We start from the raw sequence: 23,268 nt of genomic DNA, 5'->3' as shown, positions 1-23,268 counted from the left end.
AGGCATATGCTGGCCCCAAAGCGCCGGCAGACGATTCGGCGCATGAATCGACAACAAGGGGACAGCCTGATGAGCCCAGCCGAATTGCACGCCGACAGCATCGTTATCGACGGGCTGATTATTGCCAAGTGGAACCGTGAGCTGTTCGAAGACATGCGCAAGGGCGGTCTGACCGCAGCCAACTGCACCGTGTCGGTGTGGGAGGGCTTCCAGGCCACCGTCAACAACATCGCCGCCAGCCAGAAACTGATCCGCGAGAACAGCGACCTGGTGATTCCGGTGCGCACCACCGCCGACATCCGCAAGGCCAAGGAGCAGGGCAAGACCGGCATCCTCTTCGGCTTCCAGAATGCCCACGCCTTTGAAGACCAGATCGGCTATGTCGAGGTGTTCAAGCAGCTCGGCGTGGGTATCGTGCAGATGTGCTACAACACCCAGAACCTGGTGGGCACCGGTTGCTACGAGCGTGACGGCGGCCTGTCGGGCTTCGGTCGCGAAATCGTCGCCGAGATGAACCGCGTTGGCGTGATGTGCGACCTGTCCCACGTCGGCTCCAAGACGTCCGAAGAAGTCATCCTCGAATCGAAGAAGCCGGTCTGCTACTCCCACTGCCTGCCGTCGGGCCTGAAAATCCACCCGCGCAACAAGTCCGATGAAGAGCTGAAGTTCATCGCCGATCACGGCGGTTTTGTCGGCGTGACCATGTTCGCGCCGTTCCTGGCCAAAGGCATCGATTCGACCATCGACGACTACGCCGAAGCCATCGAATACACCATGAACATCGTCGGCGAAGACGCCATCGGCATCGGCACCGACTTCACCCAGGGTCATGGCCAGGACTTCTTCGAATACCTGACCCACGACAAGGGCTACGCCCGCCGCCTGACCAGCTTCGGCAAGATCATCAACCCGCTGGGCATCCGCACCGTCGGCGAGTTCCCGAACCTCACCGAAACCCTGCTCAAGCGCGGCCATAGCGAGCGTGTGGTGCGCAAGATCATGGGCGAGAACTGGGTCAACGTGCTCAAAGACGTCTGGGGCGAATAAGCCGCCGCACTTCTGAATCCTTACCTGCGGCCATCCGCGCCGCAGGCAACACCAAAATTTTTCTGGAGTTAAGTTTCCATGGCCAAGATCGCCCCGCAATTGCCTATCGAAGTCGACAGCGAAACCGGTGTCTGGACCTCCGACGCCCTGCCGATGCTGTATGTGCCGCGTCATTTCTTCGTCAATAACCATATGGGCATCGAGGAAGTGCTGGGCGCCGACGCCTATGCCGAAATCCTCTACAAGGCCGGCTACAAGTCCGCCTGGCACTGGTGTGAAAAAGAAGCCGAATGCCACGGCCTGGAAGGCGTCGCGGTGTTCGAGCACTACATGAAGCGCCTGTCGCAACGTGGCTGGGGCCTGTTCAAGATCCAGGGCATCGACCTCGATAAAGGCACTGCCAGCGTCAAGCTCGAACACTCCGCCTTCGTCTACGTGTACGGCAAGGTCGGGCGCAAGGTCGACTACATGTTCACAGGCTGGTTTGCCGGCGCGATGGACCAGATCCTCGCCGCCCGCGGCAGCCAGATTCGCACCGTGGCCGAGCAAGTCTACGGTGGCTCCGAAGAGGGCCACGAAGACGGCTTGTTCATCGTCAAGCCGTTGTAAGTCGAGGAACCCGCCATGGCTTTCGAAGCAATGTTCCAGCCGATCCAGATCGGCAAACTGACCATCCGCAACCGCGTGCTCAGCACTGCGCACGCCGAGGTCTATGCCACCGACGGCGGCATGACCACCGACCGGTACGTCAAGTATTACGAAGAGAAGGCCAAGGGCGGGATCGGCCTGGCGATCTGCGGCGGTTCGTCCGTCGTGGCCATCGACAGCCCGCAGGAGTGGTGGAGCTCGGTCAACCTGTCCACTGACCGCATCATTCCGCACTTCCAGAATCTTGCCGACGCCATGCACAAGCACGGCGCCAAGATCATGATCCAGATTACTCACATGGGCCGGCGCTCGCGCTGGGACGGCTTCAACTGGCCGACCCTGATGTCTCCGTCCGGTGTACGCGAGCCGGTGCACCGTGCCACCTGCAAGACCATCGAGCCAGAAGAAATCTGGCGGGTGATCGGCAACTACGCGCAGGCCGCGCGTCGCGCCAAGGCCGGTGGCCTGGACGGTGTCGAACTCTCGGCGGTGCACCAGCACATGATCGACCAGTTCTGGAGCCCGCGGGTCAACAAGCGTACCGACGAATGGGGCGGCACCTTCGAAGGCCGCATGAAGTTCGGCCTGGAAGTGTTGAAAGCCGTGCGCGCCGAGGTCGGTGACGATTTCTGCGTGGGCATGCGCATCTGCGGTGACGAGTTCCATCCGGACGGTCTGTCCCATGAGGACATGAAGCAGATCGCCAAGTATTACGACGACACCGGCATGCTCGATTTCCTCGGCGTCGTGGGCTCGGGTTGCGACACCCACAACACCCTGGCCAACGTGATTCCGAACATGAGTTATCCACCGGAGCCGTTCCTGCACCTGGCCGCCGGCATCAAGGAAGTGGTCAAGGTTCCGGTGCTGCACGCGCAGAACATCAAGGACCCGAACCAGGCCACGCGGATTCTGGAGGGCGGTTACGTCGACATGGTCGGCATGACCCGCGCGCACATTGCCGACCCGCACCTGATCGCCAAGATCAAGATGGGCCAGATCGACCAGATCAAGCAGTGCGTCGGCGCCAACTACTGCATCGACCGTCAGTACCAGGGCCTGGATGTGCTGTGCATCCAGAACGCGGCGACCTCCCGTGAATATATGGGCCTGCCGCACATCATCGAGAAAACCACCGGGGTGAAACGCAAGGTGGTGGTGGTCGGCGCCGGTCCTGCCGGGATGGAGGCCGCCCGCGTGGCCGCCGAACGTGGTCACGACGTCACGCTGTTCGAGAAGAAAGAGTTCATTGGCGGGCAGATCACCACGGCCTCGAAAGCGCCGCAACGGGACCAGATCGCCGGTATCACCCGCTGGTACCAGTTGGAGCTGGCACGGTTGAAAGTCGACCTGCGCCTGGGCACCGCGGCGGATGCGCCGACCATCATGGACCTGCGTCCGGACGTGGTGGTGCTGGCTGTCGGCGGACATCCGTTCATCGAGCAGAACGAGCACTGGGGCGCGGCCGAAGGCCTTGTGGTCAGCAGCTGGGACATCCTCGACGGCAAGGTTGCACCGGCCAAGAACGTGCTGGTCTACGACACCATCTGCGAGTTCACCGGCATGTCCACCGCCGACTTCCTCGCCGACAAGGGCAGCCAGGTCGAGATCGTCACCGACGACATCAAGCCGGGCGTGGCCATCGGCGGTACGTCGTTCCCGACCTACTACCGCAGCATGTATCCAAAAGAAGTGATCATGACCGGCGACATGATGCTGGAGAAGGTCTACCGCGAAGGCGACAAGTTGATCGCAGTACTGGAAAACGAATACACCGGCGCCAAAGAGGAGCGGGTGGTGGACCAGGTGGTGATCGAGAACGGCGTGCGTCCGGACGAGGAAATCTACTACGCGATGAAGGAAGGCTCGCGCAACAAGGGCCAGATCGACGTCGAAGCCTTGTTCGCGATCAAGCCGCAACCAAGCCTTGCACAGAGCGGTGACGGTTACCTGCTGTTCCGTATCGGTGACTGCGTGGCCCAGCGCAACGTGCACGCGGCGATCTACGACGCACTGCGGCTGTGCAAGGATTTCTAAGCCAACCACCTGTAGGAGCCGGCTTGCTGGCGATGAACGATAACGCGGTCTGCCTGACTCACCGCGTCGTCTGAATCGCCAGCAAGCCGGCTCCTACAAGACCGATGCATGACTCCGTGGTTTGTGGGAGCTCCACCATGTTGAACACCCTTCTTCCAATCCTGTTGTTCGCCGCCCTGGGCCTCGCGGTTCTGGGCGCGTTGCGGCGGGTGGCCATGTGGCGCCGGGGCCGAGCCTCGAAGGTCGACCTGATCGGCGGCCTGTTCGCCATGCCCAAGCGCTATATGGTCGATCTGCACCACGTGGTGGCGCGGGACAAATACATCGCCAACACCCACGTTGCCACGGCTGGCGGCGCGGTGGCTTCCGTCGTGCTGGCGATACTGGTTCACGGATTCGGCCTGCATAACCGCTTCCTCGGCTATGCGCTGCTGCTAATGTCGGCGGTGATGTTCGTCGGCGCGATCTTCGTTTACCTGCGTCGACGCAACCCACCTGCGCGCCTGTCGAAAGGCCCGTGGATGCGCCTGCCGAAAAGCCTGCTGGCGTTCTCGGCGTCGTTCTTCCTGGTGACCCTGCCGGTGGCCGGTATCCTCCCGGAGAACTTCGGTGGCTGGATGTTGGCGGTGATCCTCGGCATCGGTGTGCTGTGGGGCGTGTCCGAGTTGTTCTTCGGCATGACTTGGGGCGGGCCGATGAAGCACGCCTTTGCCGGTGCCCTGCACCTGGCCTGGCACCGTCGCGCCGAGCGTTTTGGTGGAGGTCGTTCTACGGGTCTCAAGCCTCTGGACTTGAACGATCCGAACGCTCCGCTGGGCGTGGAAAAACCCAAGGATTTCACCTGGAACCAACTGCTCGGCTTCGACGCCTGCGTGCAGTGCGGCAAGTGCGAAGCGGCGTGCCCGGCGTTTGCCGCCGGACAGCCGTTGAACCCGAAAAAACTGATTCAGGACATGGTCGTCGGTCTGGCGGGTGGCACCGATGCGAAATTCGCCGGCAGCCCGTATCCAGGCAAACCAATTGGCGAGCATGCGGGTAATCCGCATCAGCCGATCGTCAACGGCCTGGTGGACGCCGAAACCCTGTGGTCGTGCACCACCTGCCGTGCCTGCGTCGAGGAATGCCCGATGATGATCGAGCACGTCGATGCCATCGTCGACATGCGTCGCCATCTGACCCTGGAAAAAGGCGCGACCCCGAACAAGGGCGCCGAAGTCCTGGAAAACCTGATCGCCACCGACAACCCGGGCGGCTTCGCCCCGGGCGGACGGATGAACTGGGCGGCGGACTTGAACCTCAATCTGCTCAGCGAAAAGAAATCCACCGACGTACTGTTCTGGGTCGGCGACGGCGCCTTCGACATGCGCAACCAGCGCACCCTGCGCGCCTTCGTCAAAGTGTTGAAAGCGGCGAAAATCGACTTCGCCGTGCTCGGCCTCGAAGAGCGTGACAGCGGTGACGTGGCCCGGCGTCTGGGCGACGAGGCAACCTTCCAGTTGCTGGCCAAACGCAACATCCAGACCCTGGCCAAATACAGCTTCAACCGCATCGTCACCTGCGATCCGCACAGCTTCCACGTGTTGAAAAACGAATACGGCGCCTTCGATGGCAACTACCTGGTGCAGCACCACAGCACCTACATGGCGGAAATCATCGGCGCCGGCGCGCTGAATCTCGGCCAGCACAAGGGTGACAGCGTGACCTATCACGACCCGTGCTACCTCGGCCGCTACAACGGCGAATACGAGGCGCCGCGTCAGGTCCTGCGTGCCCTCGGCATCGAAGTGAAAGAGATGCAACGTTCCGGCTTCCGCTCGCGCTGCTGCGGCGGTGGCGGCGGTGCGCCGATCACCGACATTCCGGGCAAGCAGCGTATCCCCGATATGCGCATGGAAGACATCCGCGAGACGGGCGCCGAACTGGTGGCCGTGGGCTGCCCGCAGTGCACCGCGATGCTTGAAGGCGTGGTCGAGCCGCGACCGTTGATCAAGGACATTGCCGAACTGGTGGCCGACGCGTTGCTGGAAGACCAGGCACCGAGCAAGCCGGCCACACCGGCCCAACGTGAACCTGCGGAGGTGCATTGATGAGCGACATTATCCGCCGCGACCCCCGTGCCGAATGGATCGCCCGCAACCGCCTGCACCCGCTGCACGCGGCCATGCAACCGGCGCAACACAGCTGGATGGGGCCGAACGGCGTCATCCGCAAGAACCCCCATGGCATCGGCTTCATCGGCCCCAACGGCATCAAGCGCATCGACCGCAGCGGCGCCCAGCAGGGCGGGGCGACCAAGCGTACGGCCGCCGTTGAAGTGCAATTGCCGCTGCATCAGGTGCCTGCACCGGCGTTCTACATCAGCGTGGTGCCGGACATGGTCGGCGGCCGCTTGAGCAGCCACGACCGCGACTTGCTCGGCCTGGCTCATCAATTGGCCGGCAAGGACGGCGCGGTACTGGCCGTGGTCTTCGGCGAGCACAAGGAGAACGCCTTCGCCACGGCTGGCGTCGATCGCCTGCTGGTGCTTGAAGGCGAGCAGTTCAGCGGTTATGCACCGGAACAACGGGTCCAGGGACTGCGGGCTGTGGATAACCAGTTCAGCCCACGTCATTGGTTGCTGCCGGACAGTCGTACTGGTGGCGGTGAACTGGGTCGACGCTTTGCTGCCGCCCTGGGCGAACGCCCGGCCACGCGGGTTTGGCAGGTCAAGGATCACGAATGCATCGGTCGCGCCGGTGCCGGTTTGCAAGACCTGGCACGGCCGCTTGCGCGGTTGATCCTGGCCGCTGTGGAATGCGCCGAACCGGTCAGCGAAACCCGTCACGAAGCCCTGCCGGTGGAGTTATCCACAACCGTCGCCCGCAGTCTCTCGCGCATCGAGGATCTGGGGGCGGTGGCGGTGGACCCGGCAGCGATTCCAATGGCCGAAGCGGAATTCATCTTCTCCGGCGGCAACGGGGTCAAGGATTGGGGACTTTTCCACAGGACCGCCGAAGCCCTGGGCGCCACCGAAGGCGCGTCCCGGGTGGCGGTGGACGATGGTTTCATGGCCCGCGACCGTCAGGTCGGCGCGTCTGGTACCTGGGTCACCGCACGGGTCTACGTGGCGGTGGGGATCTCCGGGGCGATCCAGCACCTGCAAGGCATCGGTGCCTGCGACAAGGTGGTGGCGATCAACCTCGACCCGGGCTGCGACATGATCAAACGGGCCGACCTGTCGGTGATCGGCGAGAGCGCCGAGATTCTTCAAGCCTTGATCGCGGCGGTAGAGGCCTACCGCAACGAGGCCAGGCGCGATGCGGCTTAAGGGAAGGAAAGGGTTATGAGCACGAAAATCATCAGCCTGGTGTCCATCGGCGCCCACCCGACCTCCGGTCGACCACGCCGTGCGGATCAGGATGCGCGGGCGGTGGAACTGGGTTTGCAACTGGCTGGGGATAACTTGCAGGTGCTACACGCCGGCGATGTCGCCGAGCCGGCCTTGCGCGCTTACCTGGGCATGGGACTTGAGCAATTGCATGTGCTGGAACAACCGCAAGGCGCCGATGCGCTGCCGGCGTTGACCGCCTATTTGCGCGACGCTGGCGCTCAGGTCGTATTGACCGGCAGCCAGGCGGAAACCGGCGAGGGCTCGGGCATGTTGCCGTTCCTGCTGGCCGAAGGCCTTGGCTGGCCGCTGGTGGTGGGGCTGGCGCAGGTCGAGTCGATCGATGGCGGTTCTGCGCTGGTACTGCAGGCGTTGCCGCGCGGCCAGCGCCGTCGCTTGGAAGTGCGCTTGCCGTTCCTGGCGACTGTGGATAACGCCGCACCCAAGCCACGTCAGAGCGCCTACGGCCCGGCCCGGCGTGGGGTGTTGCAGGCTGATGACGTGGAGGTCGTCGACGACGAACTGTTGGCCGTCGCCACCCTGCAACCGGCCAAGCCACGGCCGAAACGCTTGAAGGTGATCAAGGCCAAGAGCGGCGCCGATCGCATGAAAGCGGCAACGGCCAAGGCTAGCGGTGGCGGGGGGCAGGTGCTCAAGGGCGTTACGGCACAGGCGGGGGCTGAAGCGATTCTCAAACTGCTGATTGAAGAGGGTGTGGTGCGGTGACATTGAACTTCAAGCTGCAACACCCGGAAAAATAACTGTCCCTCCGGCGCGTTGCCGCGCCATAAGCGCCCACGTTAAAACGGGCGCTCGATGATTGGTGGAGTTCCAATACATGTCGGTTGAATTTCGTTCGGCAGTGCGCGCGGATGCGCGAGAGATTGCGCGTTTGTTCCAGATTTCCTCGGAAGGGGCCGCGGATTACATCTGGAGCCAGTTAGCCGAGCCCGGCCAGGATCTGCTGGACGTCGGGGCCCTGCGATATGCCCGTGACGATGTGGATTTCTCCTGGCAGAACTGCCTTATTGCCCAAGCGAATGGGCAAGTCATCGGCATGTTGCACAGCTATGTAATGCGTCACGACCCGTTCGCAGCGCCGGTGACCGACCCGGTGCTGGCGCCGTACGCCACCATGGAAATCCCCGACACCCTTTATATTTCCAGCCTGGCGCTGCATGAAGGCTGGCGCAACCAAGGGCTGGGCAAGCAGTTCCTTGCATACGCCTACGACCGCGCCAACCGGCTCGGACTCAATGGCCTGAGCCTGATCGATTACGCCGCGAACACCGGCGCCCGGCGTTTCTATGAGCGCCACGGCTTCCGCATCGTCGATTCCTGCCAGATCACGCCGCATCCGATGATTCGGGTCACGGGTGAAGCCTATCTGATGTATCGGCCCTAGGGCTTCGAATTATCCTTTCTCTAGCGGTTATCCACAGCCTGGTGGATAACCGGCTACCTCTCGCGACCTCACCCTCCTGCTACATTTCCATTGTGCACTGTTGAGGGTGCAGCAACCGGTCACGAAATTTTCTGTGCTTCAGCGCTTGATCTTAAAACCTGGTTTTTATGAGTGGGTTGGCTATGAAGTCTTTTAAGCGGTCTTTGCTAGTTCTTGTACGGGTTGATCATTTCAGAAGCTTTTGACCTCTTTACCCACAATCCCTGTTAGCGCTTCTGTGGATAACGTGTTCGCCCCTCGCTGAAACCCACACAAACCGCGGCTTGCAGCCACCAGATCAAAAAACAACCACCTTAAGCTGCGGTTTTTCATGACTTTTTTTCGAGAGGGAGTGTGCACAAGTCAGCTGAGTTGCCCCCAATCTCTGTTGGCGCTTCTGTGGATAAGATGTTCGCTCAACGCTGCAGGCCTTTAGATTCATGGCTTTCAGGGTTATGGTTGAAAAATGATCAAATTGCCTATTTCAATCTACAAACCGCCCGCACACCTAGAAATATCGCGGCTTTCAGCGGTTTTCCACAGCGGCCTCGAAGTTGCCCCCAATCTCTGTTGGCGCTTCTGTGGATAAGGTGTTTGCGATCCTCTGCAGGGCAGGTGTGGCAAGGCTTTCGGGCGTTAGATCAAAAAATGATCAATGCTTTCGGAGAACCTTGGTTTCGGATAAGTCACGGTTTTTCTTTGGGTTTTGTGGAAAAAGTTTTGCGCATTTCCCCAGTTGTCCCCATTTGCTGTGGGTGGAGGTGTGGATAACTTGTTTGCGGAAGGCTGTGAGGCACGTAGAGCATAGCGCTGAACGGAATAGATCATATTTCGTACAGTACTAAATGATGCGGAATATTTAGCGGGGAGAGAACCTGTTGTGAGCAAGCCCCTTGTAGGAGCGAGCTTGCTCGCGATGGTCGTGAACGATGACGCGTAAAACCAGATACCCAGTGGTGTCCTTGAATTTTTCGCGAGCAAGCTCGCTCCTACATTAGCCTTGAACAGGGACGCCTTTGAGGTAAGGCGCAGGCTCAGCCCCGAGGTTGTTTAGCAGGCGCTCGCTGTACCAATCCACAAAATTCACCACACCAAACTCATAGGTCTTGGAGTAAGGCCCTGGCTGATAAGCGGTGGAGTTAATGCCGCGCTGGTTTTCTTCGGCCAGGCGACGATCCTGGTCGTTGGTGGCGTCCCAGACCTGGCGCATGCGCTCCACGTCGTAGTCCACGCCTTCAACGGCATCCTTGTGCACGATCCACTTGGTGGTGACCATGGTTTCCTGGGCGCTGATCGGCCACACGGTGAACACGATGATGTGGTCGCCCATGCAGTGGTTCCACGAATGCGGCAGGTGCAGGATGCGCATCGAGCCCAGGTCCGGGTTCTTGATGCGGCCCATGAGCTTGGCGCAGCCCTGTTTGCCGTCCAGGGTCATCGACACGGTGCCCTTGAGCAGCGGCATGCGCACGATGCGGTTACGCAGGCCGAAGCTGGCGTGGGCGTAAGGGATCTTCTCGGCTTCCCAGGCAGCGGCGGAGGCGGCCACGTGGTCCTTGAAGGCCTGGTCGGCGCGCGGGTCGGTGACGTCGTCCCATTCCAGCAGGGTTTTCAGCAGTTCCGGGTGCGACGCGTTGCAGTGGTAGCACTCGCGGTTGTTTTCCAGCACCAGCTTCCAGTTGGCCTTTTCCATCAAGGTGGTGGTGATCGCCACCTTGGTGTTTTCCATGTCGTACGGTTCCATGTAATGGTTGAGTGTCGACAGGAAGTCATCGATGGCCGGCGGGTTCTCTGCCAGGCTGATGAAGATGTAGCCACCGGCGGTCTTCACGTTCACCGGTTTCAGGCCGTATTGCTTCATGTCGAAATCGGCGCCCATTTCGGTTCCGGCGAACAGCAGGCGACCGTCGAGTTCGTAGGTCCACTGGTGGTAGTGGCAGACCAATTTGGCGACCTTGCCTTTTTCGCTGGTGCACAGGCGCGAACCACGGTGGCGGCAGACGTTATGGAATGCGTGCACTACACCTTCTGCGCCACGAATCACGATGATCGGGTTCTTGCCCACTTGCAGCGTCAGGTAATTGCCCTTGGTGGGGATTTCGCAGGTCATGCCGGCGATCAACCACTCTTTCTGAAAGATTTCCTGCATGTCGATATCAAACAGGCGCTCGTCAGAGTAGAACGGCTGCGGCAGCGAGAACGTGCGCTCGCGCTCTTGCAGCATCTGCGCGGTGGCCTTGCGTGCGGGTTCCAGCGGATCGCCCAGGCTAAGGGTAGTAGTGACGTCCATCGTTTAATCCTCAAGGCCATTCTGTGTGGCCGGCGAAAGTGGCTAATCAGGGTTGCTACGCAAGGTGTAAAGAATGTGTCTTGGTGTGTGGCGAGTGTGGGGCCGGCGCTGGCCAGAACCTTATCCATGGGCGACATGGTGCAATCTGTTCCCGACGCGCAAGCCCCGGTCGTTGGGGGCTGGTCGCGATAAGCATGTGAATGTCGCAGATAGGTAAATGGGTGGTTCGCGCTATACGCAGAATCGCCAACATGAAGGCCGACAGTCGGCCGTGGAGATCAGCATGTCCAACAGCTTCCTGAACCCGGTAACCACCCAGACCTGGGCCAATGGTCGGCACATCGTCCGTTGCGTCAAAGTCATCCAGGAAACCTGGGATGTGCGCACCTTCTGCTTCATGGCCGACCAGCCGATCCTGTTCTTTTTCAAGCCGGGGCAGTTTGTCACCCTGGAGCTGGAAATCGAAGGCCAGCCGATCATGCGTTCGTACACCATTTCCAGCTCGCCATCGGTGCCGTACAGCTTTTCGGTAACCATCAAGCGCGTGCCGGGCGGCAAGGTGTCCAACTGGCTGCACGACACCCTGCACGAAGGCCAGGAACTGGCGGTGCACGGGCCGGTCGGGCTGTTCAACGCCATGGACTTCACCGCGCCAAAGGTGCTTTACCTCAGCGGCGGTGTGGGTATCACGCCGGTCATGTCCATGGCGCGCTGGTTCTACGATACCAACGGCAATGTCGACATGGTGTTTATCCACAGCGCCCGTTCGCCCAAGGACATCATCTACCACCGCGAGCTGGAACACATGGCGTCGCGGATCGATAACTTCAGCCTGCACCTGATCTGCGAGAAGCACGGCATGGGTGAGCCCTGGGCCGGTTATCGCGGTTACCTCAACCAGCGAATGCTTGAATTGATGGCGCCGGACTTCCTTGAGCGCGAAGTATTCTGCTGCGGCCCGACACCCTATATGAATGCGGTCAAGCGCTTGCTGGAAGGCGCTGGTTTCGACATGTCGCGTTACCACGAGGAGTCTTTCGGCGCGACCCCGCCAGAGGCGCGTGCCGACGCCGTGGAGCACGCTGAACAGGCGGCCGATGCACCGGAACTCGACGTGGCGGATCTGCATCAGGTGGAGTTTGTCGCGTCGGGGAAAAGCATTCGCATTGCGCCGGGCGAAACCGTTCACGCAGCGGCGGCGAAGGCGGGTTTGCTGATCCCGAAAGCCTGCGGCATGGGCATCTGCGGCACCTGCAAGGTCTTGAAGCTGGGTGGCGAAGTGGAGATGGAACACAACGGCGGGATCACCGAGGAAGACGAAGCCGAAGGGTACATTTTGTCGTGCTGCAGTGTGCCGAAGGGTGACGTGCGCATCGAGTTCTAACTAACGCCGAAGCCACTGTAGGAGCTGCCGAAGGCTGCGATCTTTTGATCTTGATCTTTAAAGTCAAAAGATCGCAGCCTCGTTTCACTCGACAGCTCCTACAGGGGTTGAGGATATCTCAGTCGATAAACAGGTCAGTCATGAGTTTGTCGCTGCTATCCGGTGCAAACCGATAGTGCTCGAACTCCGTCACACCGTTTTCCCGCAATACTTCCTCATCGATCAACAAGCGTCCGGTCAGGCTGCGATTCGCACTGCTCAAAATGATATGGGCGGCATCGGCCATGATCGCAGGCAGGCGCGCATGCTTGAACGACTCCCTCGACCCCAGCTGAAACTCGATCGCGGCAGTGGCAATCATGGTCTGCGGCCATAGCGAATTGACACTGATCCCGTAATTCTGGAATTCCTCGCTCATGCCCAGCGTCAGCATGCTCATGCCGTACTTGGTCACGGTGTAGGGGCTGTATTGGGCGAACCACTTGGTGTCCAGATTCAGCGGCGGGGACAGGTTGAGGATGTGCCCTGCGGATTTCTTCAGGTAGGGCAGGGCAGCCTGGCTGCACAGCAACACGGCGCGCGTGTTGATCTGGTGCATCAGGTCGAAGCGCTTGAGTTCGATGTGCTGGACTCCGGTCAACTTGATCGCGCCTGCGTTGTTGACCAGCGCATCGATGGCGCCGAAATGTTCGTTGGCCTGGGCCAGCGCCTCGCGCACGGCGACTTCATCGCGCACATCCACTTGCAGGGCTAGCGCCTTGCCGCCCGCGGCCTCAACTTCCCGGGCCACACTGAAAATCGTACCTGGCAGTTTGGGATGCGGCTCGGCACTTTTGGCGGCGATCACGATGTTTGCACCGTCACGCGCGGCGCGAAGCGCAATCTCGCGGCCGATGCCACGGCTGGCGCCGGTGATGAACAGGGTTTTGCCTTGCTGTGACATGCGTACGCTCCTGATTATTGTTATGTGAGCGGATCGGCTCGACAGACAATGTAGACGAAGTCTTCAGGTGCAGAATGTCAGGGGATTCGGATGCCTTTGTAGGAGTGAGCCTGCTCGCGATGGCGGATTTTGCTCCAACATCAATGTTGGCTGATCCGCCGCTATCGCGAGCAGGCTCGCTCCCACAGGGTTTGTGGTGTTAGTGGGACATGACTTCGCGGATGTCGCGGGCCAATTCCCGCACCCGCTCTTCCTCGGTATCCCACGAGCACATGAAGCGTGCGCCGCCGTTGCCGATGAAGGTGTAGAAACGCCAGCCCTTGGCGGTCAGTGCGGCGATGGCCGGTTCCGACAGCTGCAGGAATACGCCGTTTGCCTGCACCGGGAACATCAGTTCCACGCCTGGAATATCGCTGACCAGTTCGGCCAGCAGTTGTGCGCAGTGGTTGGCGTGGCGGGCGTATTTGAGCCAGGCGCCGTTTTCCAGGATTCCGACCCATGGGGCGGAAAGGAAGCGCATTTTCGACGCCAGCTGCCCGGCCTGTTTGCAGCGATAGTCGAAATCTTCAGCCAGTGCGTGGTTGAAGAACAGGATCGCCTCGCCCACGGCCATGCCGTTTTTAGTGCCGCCGAAGCACAACACGTCAACCCCGGCCTTCCAGGTCAGGTCCGCTGGCGTGCAGCCGAGGAACGCGCAGGCGTTGGAGAAGCGCGCGCCGTCCATGTGCAGGTTCAGGCCCAATTCCTTGCAGGTGGCGCTGATGGCGCGGATTTCGTCCGGGGTGTAGACGCTGCCGACTTCAGTGGCCTGGGTCAGGGTCACGACGCGGGGCTTGGGGTAGTGGATGTCCTGGCGCTTGAGCGCCACTTCGCGGATCGAATCCGGGGTCAGCTTGCCGTTTTCGGTGCGGGCGATCAGCAGCTTGGAGCCGTTGGAGAAGAATTCCGGTGCGCCGCATTCGTCGGTTTCGACGTGGGCGGTTTCCGAGCAGATCACGCTGTGGTAACTCTGGCACAGCGACGACAGGGCCAACGAGTTGGCGGCGGTGCCGTTGAAGGCGAAGAACACTTCGCAGTCGGTTTCGAACAGTTTGCGGAAATCGTCGGACGCGCGGGCGGTCCACTCGTCGTCGCCGTAAGCGCGCTGGTGGCCATGGTTGGCCTGTTCCATGGCAGCCCAGGCTTCAGGGCAGATGCCGGAATAGTTGTCGCTGGCGAATTGTTGGCTCTTATCGGTCATGGCCTGCTTCCGTGGTCGAGGCGCCTATGGTGAAGCGTCTCGTGGTCAATGATGGTGCGCACTGTACCCAAGATCGTCAGGAGAGCACACGGGATGTCGCTGTCAGAAAATTACAAGGATGCCGGGCAATTATGCACGTGACTACACACTTAAAGCAGCGCGACGGTGCTCTGGATCTGCTCAAGTGGCTGGCGCTTTTGAGCATGGTGCTCGATCACCTGCGATATGTCGGTTATTCCGTCGATCTGCTGTATGTGCCCGGGCGGTTGGCGTTTCCGTGGTTCTGTCTGGCAATGGCTGCCAATCTTGCGCGAAAGCCTGCTGTGGAGAGGGGTGGGCAATGGCGCTATCTGGGCTGGTTGTTGCTGTTTAGCGCCGTGAGCGAAATTCCCTACCGAATGTTCATTCCTGGGCACGACACGCTGAACGTAATGCCCACCCTGGTCCTTGGTCTGTTGGTGGCGCGTGGCTGGCAGCAGCCGACGCTGCAATCGCGGTTACTGGCAGCCGTCGCCTTGCTGTTGGCGGCGCTGTTCACGCAAAAAGTGATGTTCGGTTTCTTTGGAGTCCTGTTGCCATTGGCGCTGCTGCTGGTGATCGGTCGTCCCTGGTATTTCGCGCTGCTGCCGGGGCTGGTCTGTCTGGCGGCCAATCAATGGCAGGTGCTGTATTACGCCGCGCGACTGGGCAACAGCGCGGCCATTCCCGCCATCGTCACTTGTCTGATTGCGCCATGGCTGGGACTGTTCCTGTTGCGACACTTCCATGACGTAAAAGCACCACCCATGCGCCGCTGGGCCTATGCGCTCTATCCCGCGCATTTCCTCCTGTTGCTAGCACTACGCCAGGCCATCGCTTGACCCTTGTGGGAGCGGCCTTGCTCGCGAAGCGGGCACCTGGGTGTTTCAGACAGACCGCGTCATCGTTCTTCGCGAGCAAGCCCGCTCCCACAAGGGGGTTGTGCTGATTTGAGACTTGCGTCAGGCCAGCTGTTTCCCGCCATGTCGTAAACGCACCTTTGCGTGGCGCCCGTAGGCATTTGACGACTCCAAGCCAGTCATACCATCGCTATCAAAGGGCACTGCCGAAAAGCCAGTGCCTCACCGAGACGAATGGCGCACCGCCGCCGCTGGGAGAGACGCGATGTTCAGCAAGCAAGACCAGATCCAGGGTTACGACGATGCACTGCTGGCGGCGATGAATGCCGAGGAGCAACGTCAGGAAGATCACATCGAGCTGATCGCGTCGGAGAACTACACCAGCAAACGCGTCATGCAAGCGCAAGGCAGCGGCCTGACCAACAAGTACGCCGAAGGTTATCCGGGCAAGCGCTACTATGGTGGCTGCGAGCACGTGGACAAGGTTGAAGCCCTGGCCATCGAACGCGCCAAGCAGCTGTTCGGCGCCGACTACGCGAACGTGCAACCGCACTCCGGTTCCTCGGCCAACAGCGCCGTGTACCTGGCCCTGCTGCAAGCCGGCGACACCATCCTGGGCATGAGCCTGGCCCATGGCGGTCACCTGACCCACGGCGCCAAGGTGTCGTCCTCGGGCAAGCTGTACAACGCCGTGCAGTACGGCATCGACACCAAGACCGGCCTGATCGATTACGACGAAGTCGAGCGCCTGGCCGTCGAGTGCCAGCCGAAGATGATCGTTGCGGGTTTCTCGGCCTACTCCAAGACCCTCGACTTCCCTCGCTTCCGCCAGATCGCCGACAAGGTTGGTGCACTGCTGTTCGTCGACATGGCCCACGTAGCAGGTCTGGTCGCCGCCGGCCTGTACCCGAATCCGCTGCCGTACGCCGACGTGGTCACCACCACCACCCACAAGACCCTGCGCGGTCCACGTGGCGGCCTGATCCTGTGCAAGTCCAACGAAGAAATCGAGAAGAAGCTCAACGCTGCAGTGTTCCCCGGTGCCCAGGGTGGCCCGCTGATGCACGTGATCGCCGGTAAGGCGGTGTGCTTCAAGGAAGCGCTGGAGCCAGGCTTCAAGGCTTACCAGCAGCAAGTGATCGACAACGCCCAGGCCATGGCCGGCGTCTTTATCAAACGCGGCTACGATGTAGTGTCCGGCGGCACCGATAACCACCTGTTCCTGGTCAGCCTGATCCGTCAGGGTCTCACCGGCAAAGAGGCGGATGCAGCACTCGGTCGCGCCCACATCACCGTGAACAAGAACGCTGTCCCGAACGATCCTCAGTCGCCGTTCGTGACCTCCGGCCTGCGCATCGGCACCCCGGCGGTGACCACTCGCGGCTTCAAGGTCAGCCAGTGCGTCGAACTGGCCGGCTGGATCTGCGACATCCTCGACAACCTCGGCGATGCCGATGTCGAGGCCAATGTCGCCCAGCAAGTATCGGCACTGTGCGCGGACTTCCCGGTTTATCGCTGAGCGCGGTTTTGGAGTAAATGACTATGCAACGCTACTCAGGCTTCGGCCTCTTCAAACACTCCCTCAGCCACCACGAAAACTGGCAGCGCATGTGGCGCACGCCGACCCCGAAAAAGGTCTACGACGTGGTCATCGTCGGCGGTGGCGGGCATGGTCTGGCGACCGCCTACTACCTGGCCAAGGAACACGGCATCACCAACGTGGCCGTGGTCGAGAAAGGCTGGCTGGGCGGCGGTAACACCGCGCGCAACACCACCATCGTGCGCTCCAACTACCTGTGGGACGAGTCGGCGCACCTGTACGAACACGCGATGAAACTGTGGGAAGGCCTGTCCCAGGACCTGAACTACAACGTGATGTTCTCCCAGCGTGGCGTCTACAACCTGTGCCACACCCTGCAAGACATCCGTGACTCCGAGCGTCGGGTCAGCGCCAACCGCCTCAACGGCGTCGACGGCGAACTGCTCGATGCCAAGCAAGTGGCCGATGAGATCCCGTACCTCGACTGCTCGAAGAACACCCGTTACCCGGTGATGGGCGCCACCGTCCAGCGTCGCGGCGGCGTGGCCCGTCACGATGCCGTGGCCTGGGGCTTTGCCCGGGCCGCCGACGCCCTGGGCGTGGACCTGATCCAGCAGACCGAAGTGATCGGCTTCCGCAAGGAAAACGGCGTGTGCATCGGCGTGGAAACCAACAAGGGCTTCATCGGCGCCAAGCGCGTCGGTGTAGTGACTGCCGGTAACTCCGGGCACATGGCCAAGCTCGCCGGTTTCCGCTTGCCGATCGAATCCCACCCGCTGCAAGCGCTGGTGTCCGAGCCGATCAAGCCGATCATCGACAGCGTGATCATGTCCAACGCCGTGCACGGTTACATCAGCCAGTCCGACAAGGGCGACCTGGTGATCGGCGCCGGTATCGACGGCTACAACGGCTACGGCCAGCGTGGTTCGTACCCGGTGATCGAGCACACCGTGCAGGCCATCGTCGAGATGTTCCCGGTGTTGTCCCGCGTGCGCATGAACCGTCAGTGGGGCGGCATCGTCGACACCACCCCGGATGCCTGCCCGATCATTTCGAAAACCCCGGTACCGAACATGTTCTTCAACTGCGGTTGGGGCACCGGCGGCTTCAAGGCGACACCTGGCTCGGGCAACGTATTTGCCGCCAGCCTGGCCAAGGGTGAAATGCACCCACTGGCCGCACCTTTCTCCATCGACCGTTTCCACAACGGTGCGTTGATCGACGAACACGGCGCTGCTGCGGTTGCCCACTAACAGGAGAAATCCCCATGTTGCATATCTTCTGTCCTCACTGCGGCGAGTTGCGCTCCGAAGAGGAATTCCACGCATCCGGCCAGGCGCACATCCCGCGCCCACTGGACCCGAACAGCTGCACCGACGAGGAGTGGGGCGACTACATGTTCTTCCGCGACAACCCTCGCGGTCTGCATCACGAGCTGTGGGATCACGTCGCCGGTTGCCGTCAGTACTTCAACGCCACCCGTGACACCGTGACCTACGAGATTCTCGAAACCTACAAGATCGGCGCCAAGCCACAATTCACCGACAAGACCGATAGCCCGAAAGCGGCCACCACGGCTCTGGGAGAGAAGGTATGAGCCAGACCAATCGCCTGTCCAACGGCGGACGGATCGACCGCAACAAAGTCCTGACCTTCACCTTCAACGGCCAGAGCTACAAAGGCTTCGAGGGCGACTCGCTGGCCGCTGCATTGCTGGCCAACGGCGTCGACATCATCGGTCGCAGCTTCAAGTATTCCCGCCCGCGCGGCATCTATGCCGCCGGTGCCGAGGAGCCGAACGCGGTGCTGCAGATCGGCGCCACCGAAGCCACGCAAATCCCGAACGTACGCGCCACGCAACAAGCGCTGTACCAGGGCCTGGTCGCCACCAGCACCAACGGCTGGCCGAACGTCAACAACGACATGATGGGGATTCTCGGCAAGGTCGGCGGCAAGCTGATGCCTCCGGGCTTCTACTACAAAACCTTCATGTACCCGCAATCGTTCTGGATGACCTACGAGAAGTACATTCGCAAGGCCGCCGGTCTTGGCCGCTCGCCGACCGAGAACGATCCGGACACCTACGACTACATGAACCAGCACTGCGACGTGCTGATCGTCGGCGCCGGCCCTGCAGGCCTGGCCGCTGCACTGGCGGCTGCACGCAGCGGTGCCCGTGTGATCCTGGCTGACGAGCAGGAAGAGTTCGGCGGCAGCCTGCTCGACTCCCGCGAAAGCCTCGACGGCAAGCCTGCGACCGAGTGGGTCGCCAGCGTCATCGCCGAATTGAAGGACACCCCGGACGTGCTGCTGTTGCCGCGCGCCACGGTCAACGGTTACCACGACCATAACTTCCTGACCATCCACGAGCGCCTCACCGACCACCTCGGCGACCGCGCACCGATTGGCCAGGTGCGTCAGCGCATCCACCGGGTTCGTGCCAAGCGTGTGGTGCTGGCGACCGGCACTCACGAGCGTCCACTGGTCTACGGCAACAACGACGTGCCGGGCAACATGCTCGCTGGCGCTGTCTCGACTTACGTTCGCCGCTACGGCGTGGCACCGGGCAAGAAGCTGGTGCTGTCGACCAACAACGACCACGCCTACCGCGTTGCGCTGGATTGGCTCGATGCCGGTCTGCAAGTGGTGGCCGTCGCCGACGCCCGCAGCAACCCGCGTGGTGCGCTGGTGGAAGAGGCGCGCGCCAAAGGCATCCGCATCCTCACCGGTAGCGCTGTGATCGAAGCCCGTGGCAGTAAGCGCGTGACCGCTGCCCGCGTGGCGGCGATCGATGTCAAAGGACACAAGGTCACCAGCCCGGGCGAATGGCTCGAATGCGACCTGGTCGCCAGTTCCGGCGGCTACAGCCCGGTGGTCCACCTGGCCTCGCACTTGGGTGGCAAGCCGATCTGGCGCGAAGACATCCTCGGTTTTGTACCGGGTGAGGCGCCGCAGAAACGCGTATGCGTCGGTGGCATCAACGGTGTCTATGGCCTCGGCGATTCCCTGGCCGACGGTTTTGAAGGGGGCGTTCGCGCGGCCAGCGAAGCCGGCTTCGGTCCGGTCGAAGCCAAGTTGCCAAAAGCCCTGGTCCGCCAGGAAGAACCGACGCTGGCATTGTTTCAAGTGCCTTACGAGAAAGTCACTGCGCGTGCGCCGAAGCAATTCGTCGATCTGCAAAACGACGTCACCGCGGCCGGTATCGAATTGGCGACTCGCGAAGGCTTTGAGTCGGTCGAGCACGTCAAGCGCTACACCGCGTTGGGCTTTGGCACCGACCAGGGCAAGCTCGGCAACGTCAACGGCCTGGCCATCGCCGCCCGTTCGCTGAACGTGACCATCCCGCAGATGGGCACCACCATGTTCCGTCCGAACTACACGCCGGTGACTTTCGGTGCCGTGGCCGGTCGTCACTGTGGGCACATTTTCGAGCCGGTGCGTTTCACCGCACTGCATCACTGGCACCTGAAAAACGGCGCCGAGTTCGAAGACGTCGGTCAGTGGAAACGTCCGTGGTACTTCCCGAAATCCGGTGAAGACATGCATGCTGCCGTGAAGCGCGAATGCAAAGCCGTGCGCGACAGCGTCGGCCTGCTGGACGCCTCGACCCTGGGCAAGATCGACATCCAGGGGCCGGACTCACGCGAGTTCCTCAACCGCATCTACACCAACGCCTGGACCAAGCTTGACGTGGGCAAGGCGCGTTACGGCCTGATGTGCAAAGAAGACGGCATGGTGTTCGACGACGGCGTGACCGCGTGCCTCGCCGACAACCACTTCGTGATGACCACCACCACCGGCGGCGCTGCACGCGTGCTGCAATGGCTGGAAATCTACCACCAGACCGAATGGCCGGACCTGAAGGTGTACTTCACTTCCGTGACCGATCACTGGGCGACCATGACCCTGTCCGGGCCGAACAGCCGCAAGCTGCTCGCCGAAGTCACCGACATCGACCTGAGCAACGAAGCCTTCCCGTTCATGACCTGGAAAGAAGGCCTGGTGGGCGGTGTGCCGGCGCGGGTGTTCCGGATTTCGTTTACCGGCGAGCTGTCGTACGAAGTCAACGTGCAAGCCGACTACGCCATGGGCGTGCTGGAAAAAATCGTCGACGCCGGCAAGAAGTACAACCTGACGCCGTACGGCACCGAAACCATGCACGTACTGCGGGCCGAGAAGGGCTTCATCATCGTCGGCCAGGACACTGACGGCTCGATGACCCCGGACGACTTGAACATGGGCTGGTGCGTCGGTCGCACCAAACCGTTCTCGTGGATCGGCCAGCGTGGGATGAATCGCGAAGACTGCGTGCGTGACCAGCGCAAGCAGCTGGTGGGCCTGAAGCCGATCGATCCGAACAAATGGCTGCCGGAAGGCGCGCAATTGGTGTTCAACACCAAGCAGGCGATCCCGATGACCATGGTCGGCCACGTGACCTCCAGCTACGCGCACAACTCCCTGGGCTATTCGTTTGCCATGGGCGTGGTCAAGGGCGGCCTGAACCGCATGGGTGAGCGTGTGTTCGCGCCACTGGCGGACGGCAGCGTGATCGAGGCGGAAATCGTTTCTTCGGTGTTCTTCGATCCGAAGGGCGAACGCCAGAACGTTTAACGACCTCGGGTCCTGTGGTGTGCTGGCTGCCGCTTTCGCGAGCAAGCCCGCTCCCACAGGGGGAACGCGGTCGAATGTGGGAGCGGGCTTGCTCGCGAAGGCGGCGCAACAGCCACCACCAGGACCGGAACCAACAGAATTCAGGAAAGGTGCTTTATGACCGCAGCCAATGTTTACCAACAACGCCCAACCACCGGGGCCAAGGCCGAGTCGTCGCTGCATCATGCCGACCTCGCCAGCCTGGTGGGCAAGGGTCGCAAGAGCGCCGGCGTGACCGTGCGCGAGAAAAAACTCCTCGGCCACCTGACCATCCGTGGCGACGGCCACGATGCCGCGTTCGCCGCCGGCGTGCAGAAGGCGCTCGGGATCGAACTGCCAGGTGCGCTGACCGTCACCGTCAAAGGTGAAACCAGCCTGCAATGGATGGGGCCGGATGAATGGCTGCTGATCGTGCCGACCGGCGAAGAATTCGCCGCCGAGCAAAAGCTGCGTGAAGCGCTGGGCGACCTGCATATCCAGATCGTCAACGTCAGCGGTGGGCAGCAGATCCTCGAACTGAGCGGCCCGAACGTGCGCCAGGTGCTGATGAAGTCCACCAGTTACGACGTGCACCCCAACAACTTTCCGGTGGGCAAGGCGGTCGGCACGGTGTTCGCCAAGTCGCAACTGGTGATCCGTCACACCGCCGAAGACACCTGGGAACTGCTGATCCGCCGCAGCTTCTCGGATTACTGGTGGTTGTGGTTGCAGGATGCTTCTGCCGAATATGGCCTTAGCGTTCAGGCTTGACCATCGATCACCTGTAGGAGCGAGCTTGCTCGCGAAGGACCAGAGGGCGACGCATTGCATCAGGATGCACGCGTTATCGTTGACGTCCATCGCGAGCAAGCTCGCTCCTACAGGCAGGTTTACCGATTTCTCAGGAGTCACCGCACTATGAGCCGCGCCCCAGACACATGGATTCTGACCGCCGACTGCCCCAGCGTGCTCGGCACCGTGGACGCGGTGACGCGCTTTCTGTTCGAGCAGGGCTGCTACGTCACCGAGCACCATTCCTTCGACGACCGGCTCTCGGGCCGCTTCTTCATTCGCGTGGAATTTCGCCAACCGGATGGCTTCGACGAGCAGTCCTTCCGCGCAGGCTTGGCCGAACGTGGTGAATCCTTCGGCATGATCTTCGAACTGACCCCGCCGCATTACCGGCCGAAAGTGGTGATCATGGTCTCCAAGGCCGATCACTGTCTCAACGACTTGCTCTACCGCCAGCGCATCGGCCAGCTGTCGATGGACGTGGCCGCCGTGGTCTCCAACCATCCCGATCTCAAGCCGCTGGCCGACTGGCACCAGATTCCGTACTACCATTTCCCCCTGGACCCGAACGACAAGCCGTCCCAGGAGCGTCAGGTGTTGCAGGTGATCGAAGAGTGCGGTGCCGAGCTGGTGATCCTTGCCCGCTACATGCAGGTGTTGTCGCCGGAGCTGTGCCGCAAACTCGATGGCAAGGCGATCAATATCCACCACTCCCTGCTGCCCGGGTTCAAGGGTGCCAAGCCCTATCACCAGGCCTACAACAAGGGCGTGAAACTGGTCGGCGCCACGGCGCATTACATCAACAACGACCTCGACGAAGGGCCGATCATTGCCCAAGGCGTGGAGGTGGTGGATCACAGCCATTACCCGGAAGACCTGATCGCCAAGGGGCGGGATATCGAAGGGCTGACCCTGGCCCGGGCCGTCGGGTATCACATTGAGAGAAGAGTGTTTTTGAACGCGAACAGAACAGTCGTTCTCTAGATCGCCTCCCCCTGTAGGAGCTGGCTTGCCAGCGAAGGGGCCGCA

Annotated in this window: 18 protein-coding genes; 15 read left to right on the top strand and 3 right to left on the bottom strand. The window is 61.4% G+C overall.

Annotated features, from left to right (window positions below; all coding sequences use genetic code 11):
* The first annotated feature begins 69 nt into the window (after positions 1-69).
* From SOP85_RS06640 to SOP85_RS06610, 7 genes are all read left to right on the top strand, one after another.
* Positions 70-1,047 carry a dipeptidase gene (locus SOP85_RS06640; protein WP_008033250.1) on the top strand — a complete coding sequence of 326 codons (978 nt, stop codon included), beginning with the start codon at positions 70-72 and terminating at the stop codon, positions 1,045-1,047.
* A 78-nt stretch (positions 1,048-1,125) separates the two neighbouring features.
* Positions 1,126-1,656, top strand: a complete 531-nt coding sequence (locus SOP85_RS06635) for a DUF5943 domain-containing protein (protein WP_323626453.1) — start codon at positions 1,126-1,128, stop codon at positions 1,654-1,656.
* A 15-nt stretch (positions 1,657-1,671) separates the two neighbouring features.
* Positions 1,672-3,732, top strand: a complete 2,061-nt coding sequence (dgcA, locus tag SOP85_RS06630) for a dimethylglycine demethylation protein DgcA (RefSeq protein ID WP_274075571.1) — start codon at positions 1,672-1,674, stop codon at positions 3,730-3,732.
* A 137-nt stretch (positions 3,733-3,869) separates the two neighbouring features.
* Positions 3,870-5,819, top strand: a complete 1,950-nt coding sequence (gene dgcB, locus SOP85_RS06625; RefSeq protein WP_323626452.1) for a dimethylglycine demethylation protein DgcB — start codon at positions 3,870-3,872, stop codon at positions 5,817-5,819.
* Positions 5,819-7,039 carry an electron transfer flavoprotein subunit alpha gene (etfA, locus tag SOP85_RS06620; RefSeq protein ID WP_323626451.1) on the top strand — a complete coding sequence of 407 codons (1,221 nt, stop codon included), beginning with the start codon at positions 5,819-5,821 and terminating at the stop codon, positions 7,037-7,039. The genes dgcB and etfA overlap by 1 nt, the downstream gene beginning before the upstream one ends.
* Before the next feature lie 15 nt (positions 7,040-7,054).
* A complete protein-coding gene (gene etfB / locus SOP85_RS06615; RefSeq protein ID WP_323626450.1) occupies positions 7,055-7,825 on the top strand; it encodes an electron transfer flavoprotein subunit beta in 771 nt (256 codons plus the stop codon).
* 112 nt (positions 7,826-7,937) lie between these two features.
* A complete protein-coding gene (locus SOP85_RS06610; protein WP_323606585.1) occupies positions 7,938-8,504 on the top strand; it encodes a GNAT family N-acetyltransferase in 567 nt (188 codons plus the stop codon).
* Between the two features lie 1,033 nt (positions 8,505-9,537).
* Here the strand turns inward: SOP85_RS06610 and gbcA are convergent.
* The gene (gene gbcA / locus SOP85_RS06605; protein ID WP_274075566.1) at positions 9,538-10,833 is read right to left on the bottom strand and encodes a glycine-betaine demethylase subunit GbcA; all 1,296 of its coding nucleotides are present in this window, start codon (positions 10,831-10,833) and stop codon (positions 9,538-9,540) included.
* A 283-nt stretch (positions 10,834-11,116) separates the two neighbouring features.
* Here gbcA and gbcB point away from each other — a divergent pair, with 283 nt between their 5' ends.
* Entirely contained in the window at positions 11,117-12,217 is a 1,101-nt protein-coding gene (gene gbcB, locus SOP85_RS06600) for a glycine-betaine demethylase subunit GbcB (RefSeq protein WP_046818719.1), read from the top strand.
* A 118-nt stretch (positions 12,218-12,335) separates the two neighbouring features.
* On the opposite strand, the gene SOP85_RS06595 is transcribed toward gbcB, so the two are convergent.
* Positions 12,336-13,160: an SDR family oxidoreductase gene (locus SOP85_RS06595; protein WP_323626449.1), complete on the bottom strand. Its 825-nt coding sequence runs from the start codon at positions 13,158-13,160 to the stop codon at positions 12,336-12,338.
* Positions 13,161-13,359: 199 nt separating this feature from the next.
* On the bottom strand, positions 13,360-14,400 hold the full coding sequence (locus SOP85_RS06590) for a threonine aldolase family protein (protein WP_323626448.1): 1,041 nt from the start codon (positions 14,398-14,400) through the stop codon (positions 13,360-13,362).
* A 131-nt stretch (positions 14,401-14,531) separates the two neighbouring features.
* Here SOP85_RS06590 and SOP85_RS06585 point away from each other — a divergent pair, with 131 nt between their 5' ends.
* The 7 genes from SOP85_RS06585 (at position 14,532) to purU (ending at position 23,223) form a co-directional block, all read left to right on the top strand.
* The gene (locus tag SOP85_RS06585) at positions 14,532-15,260 is read left to right on the top strand and encodes a TraX family protein (RefSeq protein WP_323626469.1); all 729 of its coding nucleotides are present in this window, start codon (positions 14,532-14,534) and stop codon (positions 15,258-15,260) included.
* A gap of 283 nt (positions 15,261-15,543) precedes the next feature.
* Positions 15,544-16,797: a serine hydroxymethyltransferase gene (gene glyA / locus SOP85_RS06580; RefSeq protein WP_274075563.1), complete on the top strand. Its 1,254-nt coding sequence runs from the start codon at positions 15,544-15,546 to the stop codon at positions 16,795-16,797.
* 23 nt (positions 16,798-16,820) lie between these two features.
* Complete coding sequence (locus tag SOP85_RS06575) at positions 16,821-18,071, top strand: sarcosine oxidase subunit beta (protein WP_008057117.1); 1,251 nt, start codon at positions 16,821-16,823, stop codon at positions 18,069-18,071.
* Between the two features lie 14 nt (positions 18,072-18,085).
* Positions 18,086-18,415: a sarcosine oxidase subunit delta gene (locus tag SOP85_RS06570; RefSeq protein ID WP_274075562.1), complete on the top strand. Its 330-nt coding sequence runs from the start codon at positions 18,086-18,088 to the stop codon at positions 18,413-18,415.
* Positions 18,412-21,429 carry a sarcosine oxidase subunit alpha gene (locus SOP85_RS06565; protein ID WP_274075561.1) on the top strand — a complete coding sequence of 1,006 codons (3,018 nt, stop codon included), beginning with the start codon at positions 18,412-18,414 and terminating at the stop codon, positions 21,427-21,429. The genes SOP85_RS06570 and SOP85_RS06565 overlap by 4 nt, the downstream gene beginning before the upstream one ends.
* Positions 21,430-21,585: 156 nt before the next feature.
* Positions 21,586-22,218: a sarcosine oxidase subunit gamma gene (locus SOP85_RS06560; RefSeq protein WP_323626447.1), complete on the top strand. Its 633-nt coding sequence runs from the start codon at positions 21,586-21,588 to the stop codon at positions 22,216-22,218.
* A gap of 147 nt (positions 22,219-22,365) precedes the next feature.
* Complete coding sequence (gene purU, locus SOP85_RS06555) at positions 22,366-23,223, top strand: formyltetrahydrofolate deformylase (RefSeq protein ID WP_046818241.1); 858 nt, start codon at positions 22,366-22,368, stop codon at positions 23,221-23,223.
* Positions 23,224-23,268: the final 45 nt, after the last annotated feature.

The organism is Pseudomonas sp. YuFO20, from assembly GCF_035064975.1.
In the GTDB taxonomy this organism is placed as follows: domain Bacteria; phylum Pseudomonadota; class Gammaproteobacteria; order Pseudomonadales; family Pseudomonadaceae; genus Aquipseudomonas; species Aquipseudomonas putida_AE.
This window is presented reverse-complemented; position numbering and strand designations above follow the sequence as displayed.

What these genes read in the sequence shown, in the direction of transcription:
- SOP85_RS06640 (WP_008033250.1), top strand. Translation starts at nt 70, where the DNA reads ATGAGCCCAGCCGAATTGCACGCCGACAGCATCGTTATCGACGGGCTG.
- SOP85_RS06635 (WP_323626453.1), top strand. Translation starts at nt 1,126, where the DNA reads ATGGCCAAGATCGCCCCGCAATTGCCTATCGAAGTCGACAGCGAAACC.
- dgcA (WP_274075571.1), top strand. Translation starts at nt 1,672, where the DNA reads ATGGCTTTCGAAGCAATGTTCCAGCCGATCCAGATCGGCAAACTGACC.
- dgcB (WP_323626452.1), top strand. Translation starts at nt 3,870, where the DNA reads ATGTTGAACACCCTTCTTCCAATCCTGTTGTTCGCCGCCCTGGGCCTC.
- etfA (WP_323626451.1), top strand. Translation starts at nt 5,819, where the DNA reads ATGAGCGACATTATCCGCCGCGACCCCCGTGCCGAATGGATCGCCCGC.
- etfB (WP_323626450.1), top strand. Translation starts at nt 7,055, where the DNA reads ATGAGCACGAAAATCATCAGCCTGGTGTCCATCGGCGCCCACCCGACC.
- SOP85_RS06610 (WP_323606585.1), top strand. Translation starts at nt 7,938, where the DNA reads ATGTCGGTTGAATTTCGTTCGGCAGTGCGCGCGGATGCGCGAGAGATT.
- gbcA (WP_274075566.1), bottom strand. Translation starts at nt 10,833, where the DNA reads ATGGACGTCACTACTACCCTTAGCCTGGGCGATCCGCTGGAACCCGCA.
- gbcB (WP_046818719.1), top strand. Translation starts at nt 11,117, where the DNA reads ATGTCCAACAGCTTCCTGAACCCGGTAACCACCCAGACCTGGGCCAAT.
- SOP85_RS06595 (WP_323626449.1), bottom strand. Translation starts at nt 13,160, where the DNA reads ATGTCACAGCAAGGCAAAACCCTGTTCATCACCGGCGCCAGCCGTGGC.
- SOP85_RS06590 (WP_323626448.1), bottom strand. Translation starts at nt 14,400, where the DNA reads ATGACCGATAAGAGCCAACAATTCGCCAGCGACAACTATTCCGGCATC.
- SOP85_RS06585 (WP_323626469.1), top strand. Translation starts at nt 14,532, where the DNA reads ATGCACGTGACTACACACTTAAAGCAGCGCGACGGTGCTCTGGATCTG.
- glyA (WP_274075563.1), top strand. Translation starts at nt 15,544, where the DNA reads ATGTTCAGCAAGCAAGACCAGATCCAGGGTTACGACGATGCACTGCTG.
- SOP85_RS06575 (WP_008057117.1), top strand. Translation starts at nt 16,821, where the DNA reads ATGCAACGCTACTCAGGCTTCGGCCTCTTCAAACACTCCCTCAGCCAC.
- SOP85_RS06570 (WP_274075562.1), top strand. Translation starts at nt 18,086, where the DNA reads ATGTTGCATATCTTCTGTCCTCACTGCGGCGAGTTGCGCTCCGAAGAG.
- SOP85_RS06565 (WP_274075561.1), top strand. Translation starts at nt 18,412, where the DNA reads ATGAGCCAGACCAATCGCCTGTCCAACGGCGGACGGATCGACCGCAAC.
- SOP85_RS06560 (WP_323626447.1), top strand. Translation starts at nt 21,586, where the DNA reads ATGACCGCAGCCAATGTTTACCAACAACGCCCAACCACCGGGGCCAAG.
- purU (WP_046818241.1), top strand. Translation starts at nt 22,366, where the DNA reads ATGAGCCGCGCCCCAGACACATGGATTCTGACCGCCGACTGCCCCAGC.